Annotated in this window: 3 rRNA genes; all 3 read left to right on the top strand. The window is 55.7% G+C overall.

The window, feature by feature from the left end:
• Positions 1 to 180 precede the first annotated feature (180 nt).
• The 3 genes from KHB02_RS29335 (at position 181) to rrf (ending at position 5,519) form a co-directional block, all read left to right on the top strand.
• Positions 181 to 1,702 (top strand): 16S ribosomal RNA (locus KHB02_RS29335).
• 437 nt (positions 1,703 to 2,139) lie between these two features.
• Positions 2,140 to 5,267: ribosomal RNA gene (locus KHB02_RS29330) — 23S ribosomal RNA — on the top strand.
• Positions 5,268 to 5,402: 135 nt separating this feature from the next.
• Positions 5,403 to 5,519, top strand: a 5S ribosomal RNA gene (gene rrf, locus KHB02_RS29325).
• Together the 16S, 23S and 5S rRNA genes form the textbook arrangement of a ribosomal RNA operon.
• Positions 5,520 to 5,526 lie beyond the last annotated feature (7 nt).

The raw sequence follows: 5,526 nt of genomic DNA, 5'->3' as shown, positions 1-5,526 counted from the left end.
GTGCGTCTGGTCCTTGAGAACTCAACAGCGTGCACATTGTCAATGCCAATTATTTTGACCCCGTGGCCGAGCTTGCTCGGTCCGGAGACAATTCCTTTTGGATTGAATTGATTGTCAGTAGACAGTCTTTACGGTCAGTTTCAACTCGGCCTGCTGCTTCGGTGGTGGGTTGGTAATTTTTTTACGGAGAGTTTGATCCTGGCTCAGGACGAACGCTGGCGGCGTGCTTAACACATGCAAGTCGAACGATGATGCCCAGCTTGCTGGGTGGATTAGTGGCGAACGGGTGAGTAACACGTGAGTAACCTGCCCCTGACTCTGGGATAAGCGTTGGAAACGACGTCTAATACTGGATATGACCGCCGATCGCATGGTCTGGTGGTGGAAAGATTTTTTGGTTGGGGATGGACTCGCGGCCTATCAGCTTGTTGGTGAGGTAATGGCTCACCAAGGCGACGACGGGTAGCCGGCCTGAGAGGGTGACCGGCCACACTGGGACTGAGACACGGCCCAGACTCCTACGGGAGGCAGCAGTGGGGAATATTGCACAATGGGCGAAAGCCTGATGCAGCAACGCCGCGTGAGGGATGACGGCCTTCGGGTTGTAAACCTCTTTTAGTAGGGAAGAAGCGTAAGTGACGGTACCTGCAGAAAAAGCACCGGCTAACTACGTGCCAGCAGCCGCGGTAATACGTAGGGTGCAAGCGTTGTCCGGAATTATTGGGCGTAAAGAGCTCGTAGGCGGTTTGTCGCGTCTGCTGTGAAATCCCGAGGCTCAACCTCGGGCTTGCAGTGGGTACGGGCAGACTAGAGTGCGGTAGGGGAGATTGGAATTCCTGGTGTAGCGGTGGAATGCGCAGATATCAGGAGGAACACCGATGGCGAAGGCAGATCTCTGGGCCGTAACTGACGCTGAGGAGCGAAAGCGTGGGGAGCGAACAGGATTAGATACCCTGGTAGTCCACGCCGTAAACGTTGGGCGCTAGATGTAGGGACCTTTCCACGGTTTCTGTGTCGTAGCTAACGCATTAAGCGCCCCGCCTGGGGAGTACGGCCGCAAGGCTAAAACTCAAAGGAATTGACGGGGGCCCGCACAAGCGGCGGAGCATGCGGATTAATTCGATGCAACGCGAAGAACCTTACCAAGGCTTGACATACACCGGAAACGGCCAGAGATGGTTGCCCCCTTGTGGTCGGTGTACAGGTGGTGCATGGTTGTCGTCAGCTCGTGTCGTGAGATGTTGGGTTAAGTCCCGCAACGAGCGCAACCCTCGTTCTATGTTGCCAGCGCGTTATGGCGGGGACTCATAGGAGACTGCCGGGGTCAACTCGGAGGAAGGTGGGGATGACGTCAAATCATCATGCCCCTTATGTCTTGGGCTTCACGCATGCTACAATGGCCGGTACAAAGGGCTGCGATACCGTAAGGTGGAGCGAATCCCAAAAAGCCGGTCTCAGTTCGGATTGAGGTCTGCAACTCGACCTCATGAAGTCGGAGTCGCTAGTAATCGCAGATCAGCAACGCTGCGGTGAATACGTTCCCGGGCCTTGTACACACCGCCCGTCAAGTCATGAAAGTCGGTAACACCCGAAGCCGGTGGCCTAACCCTTGTGGAAGGAGCCGTCGAAGGTGGGATCGGTGATTAGGACTAAGTCGTAACAAGGTAGCCGTACCGGAAGGTGCGGCTGGATCACCTCCTTTCTAAGGAGCATCTGACCAGCCTCTTGCAGGTTTTGGTTCAGGCGCCGATTCGGGCCGAACGTGTCCGACGGTTAGCTCATGGGTGGAACATTGACAGTGCAGTCGTCAGCGTTGCTGTCGGCCTCAGTACGGCCTGCTTTGGTGGGTTGGGAACGGGTTGGTGGTGAGCGCGGGTGGCTGGTGCACGTTGTTGGGTCCTGAGGGACCAGGCTTCCCATGCTTTCGGGTGTGGGGGTTGGGCCGTGTGACTGGGCGTGAGTCTGGTTGCGGGTTCTTCGGTGGGCTGCATGAAGCTGGCACGGTTCGTGTCGGGGGAGTGTGGTGCCGATCGTATGTTGAGAACTACACAGTGGACGCGAGCATCTTAGATCGCTCGGATCGATCGCAATTCTTTTGGGTTGTGGTGGTGATGAGTCGATCGCAATTTTAATCTTTGTGGTCAAGTTTCTAAGAGCAAACGGTGGATGCCTTGGCATCTGGAGCCGAAGAAGGACGTAGAAATCTGCGATAAGCCTCGGGGAGCTGATAATCGAGCTGTGAGCCGAGGATTTCCGAATGGGGAAACCCCGCCAGGCGACTTGTCGACCTGGTGACTCCCGCCTGAATATATAGGGCGGGTAGAGGGAACGTGGGGAAGTGAAACATCTCAGTACCCACAGGAAGAGAAAACAACATGTGATTCCGTGAGTAGTGGCGAGCGAAAGCGGATGAGGCTAAACCGATCATGTGTGATAGCCGGCGGGCGTTGCATGGTCGGGGTTGTGGGACGCGTCGCTCAGTTCTGCCGGACTGGGGCGGTTACAGCGCATCATAGTCGAACTGGTTTGAAAGCCGGGCCGTAGTGGGTGCCAGCCCCGTAGACGAAATGGTGTTATGGCCGGATGTGTATCCCAAGTAGCACGGGGCCCGAGAAATCCCGTGTGAATCTGTCAGGACCACCTGATAAGCCTAAATACTCCCAGATGACCGATAGCGGACAAGTACCGTGAGGGAAAGGTGAAAAGTACCCCGGGAGGGGAGTGAAATAGTACCTGAAACCGTTTGCTTACAAACCGTCGGAGCGCCCTTGTTGGTGTGACGGCGTGCCTTTTGAAGAATGAGCCTGCGAGTTAGCGATATGTGGCGAGGTTAACCCGTGTGGGGTAGCCGTAGCGAAAGCGAGTCTGAATAGGGCGATTCAGTCGCATGTCCTAGACCCGAAGCGAAGTGATCTATCCATGGCCAGGTTGAAGCGACGGTAAGACGTCGTGGAGGACCGAACCCACTTCAGTTGAAAATGGAGGGGATGAGCTGTGGATAGGGGTGAAAGGCCAATCAAACTTCGTGATAGCTGGTTCTCTCCGAAATGCATTTAGGTGCAGCGTTGCGTGTTTCTCGCCGGAGGTAGAGCTACTGGATGGCCGATGGGCCTCAACAGGTTACTGACGTCAGCCAAACTCCGAATGCCGGTGAGTGAGAGCGCAGCAGTGAGACGGTGGGGGATAAGCTTCATCGTCGAGAGGGAAACAACCCAGACTACCAACTAAGGCCCCTAAGCGTGTGCTAAGTGGGAAAGGATGTGGAGTTGCATAGACAACCAGGAGGTTGGCTTAGAAGCAGCCACCCTTGAAAGAGTGCGTAATAGCTCACTGGTCAAGTGATTCCGCGCCGACAATGTAACGGGGCTCAAGCACACCGCCGAAGTTGTAGATTTCGCACACAGACAAGCCTTCGTGGTTCAGTCGTGCGGAGTGGTAGGAGAGCGTCGTGTGGCGAGTGAAGCGGCGGAGTAATCCAGCCGTGGACGCTACACGAGTGAGAATGCAGGCATGAGTAGCGAAAGACGGGTGAGAAACCCGTCCTCCGAAAGACCAAGGGTTCCAGGGCCAGGTTAATCCGCCCTGGGTAAGTCGGGACCTAAGGCGAGGCCGACAGGCGTAGTCGATGGACAACGGGTTGATATTCCCGTACCGGCGAAGAACCGCCCAAGCTAATCCAGTGGTGCTAAGAGTCCTAACCCGGATTTTCCGGATCCCTTCGGGGTGATGGTGTCCGGTCTAACGCTCGACCCCATGCTGGTGCGGCTAGCGTATGAACAGGTGTGACGCAGGAAGGTAGCTGAGCCAGGCGATGGTATCCGTAAGGTGAACCTGGTGTAAGGATGTAGGGCTGACGATAGGCAAATCCGTCGTCTGTGTGCCTGAGATCCGACGCGTACCCGTTTTGGGGAAATCAGTGATCCTATGCTGCCGAGAAAAGCATCGACGCGAGGTTCTAGCTGCCCGTACCCGAAACCGACTCAGGTGGTCAGGTAGAGAATACCAAGGAGATCGAGAGAATCGTGGTTAAGGAACTCGGCAAAATGCCCCCGTAACTTCGGGAGAAGGGGGGCCGGAACCGTGACCGGACTTGCTCCGTGAGCGGTGAAGGCCGCAGAGACCAGTGGGAAGCGACTGTTTACTAAAAACACAGGTCCGTGCGAAGTCGCAAGACGATGTATACGGACTGACGCCTGCCCGGTGCTGGAAGGTTAAGAGGAAGGGTTAGCCCTTGGGCGAAGCTCTGAATTTAAGCCCCAGTAAACGGCGGTGGTAACTATAACCATCCTAAGGTAGCGAAATTCCTTGTCGGGTAAGTTCCGACCTGCACGAATGGCGTAACGACTTCCCAGCTGTCTCAACCGCGAACTCGGCGAAATTGCACTACGAGTAAAGATGCTCGTTACGCGCAGCAGGACGGAAAGACCCCGTGACCTTTACTATAGCTTGGTATTGGTGTTCGGTGTGGCTTGTGTAGGATAGGTGGGAGACTGTGAAGCGGGCACGCTAGTGTTCGTGGAGTCATTGTTGAAATACCACTCTGGTCACTCTGGATGTCTAACGTAGGACCCTGATCGGGTTCATGGACAGTGCCTGGTGGGTAGTTTAACTGGGGCGGTTGCCTCCCAAAGAGTAACGGAGGCGCCCAAAGGTTCCCTCAACCTGGTTGGCAATCAGGTGGCGAGTGTAAGTGCACAAGGGAGCTTGACTGTGAGACTGACAGGTCGAGCAGGGACGAAAGTCGGGACTAGTGATCCGGCAGTGGCTTGTGGAAGCGCTGTCGCTCAACGGATAAAAGGTACCTCGGGGATAACAGGCTGATCTTGCCCAAGAGTCCATATCGACGGCATGGTTTGGCACCTCGATGTCGGCTCGTCGCATCCTGGGGCTGGAGTAGGTCCCAAGGGTTGGGCTGTTCGCCCATTAAAGCGGTACGCGAGCTGGGTTTAGAACGTCGTGAGACAGTTCGGTCCCTATCCGCTGCGCGCGTTGGAAATTTGAGAAGATCTATCCCTAGTACGAGAGGACCGGGATGGACGAACCTCTGGTGTGTCAGTTGTTCTGCCAAGGGCACCGCTGATTAGCTACGTTCGGACCGGATAACCGCTGAAAGCATCTAAGCGGGAAGCCGTCTTCGAGATGAGATTTCCATGCACCTTGAGTGTGAGAGGCTCCCAGCAGACTACTGGGTTGATAGGCCGGATGTGGAAGCGGGGACTAACGACCCGTGGAGCTGACCGGTACTAATAAGCCGAAGACTTGACAACACACTGATTTCCCACACCCTCGGGTGTGGGGCTCGCGTCCACTTTGTGGTTCCCGACAGACGATCGGGAATCAAACTGAATACTTCAGCTACACCTGAAGGAACGGTTTTGATCCAGGATCTGGGTCGAGAGTGTTCCGGTGGTCATAGCGAGAGGGAAACGCCCGGTCACATTCCGAACCCGGAAGCTAAGCCTCTCAGCGCCGATGGTACTGCAAGGGGGACCTTGTGGGAGAGTAGGACGCCGCCGGACTCAACGT

The organism is Neobacillus citreus (genome assembly GCF_018343545.2).
GTDB lineage: Bacteria > Bacillota > Bacilli > Bacillales > Cytobacillaceae > Neobacillus > Neobacillus citreus.
Note: the sequence above shows the minus strand (reverse complement) of the source record. Positions and strands in the feature narration are given on the sequence as shown.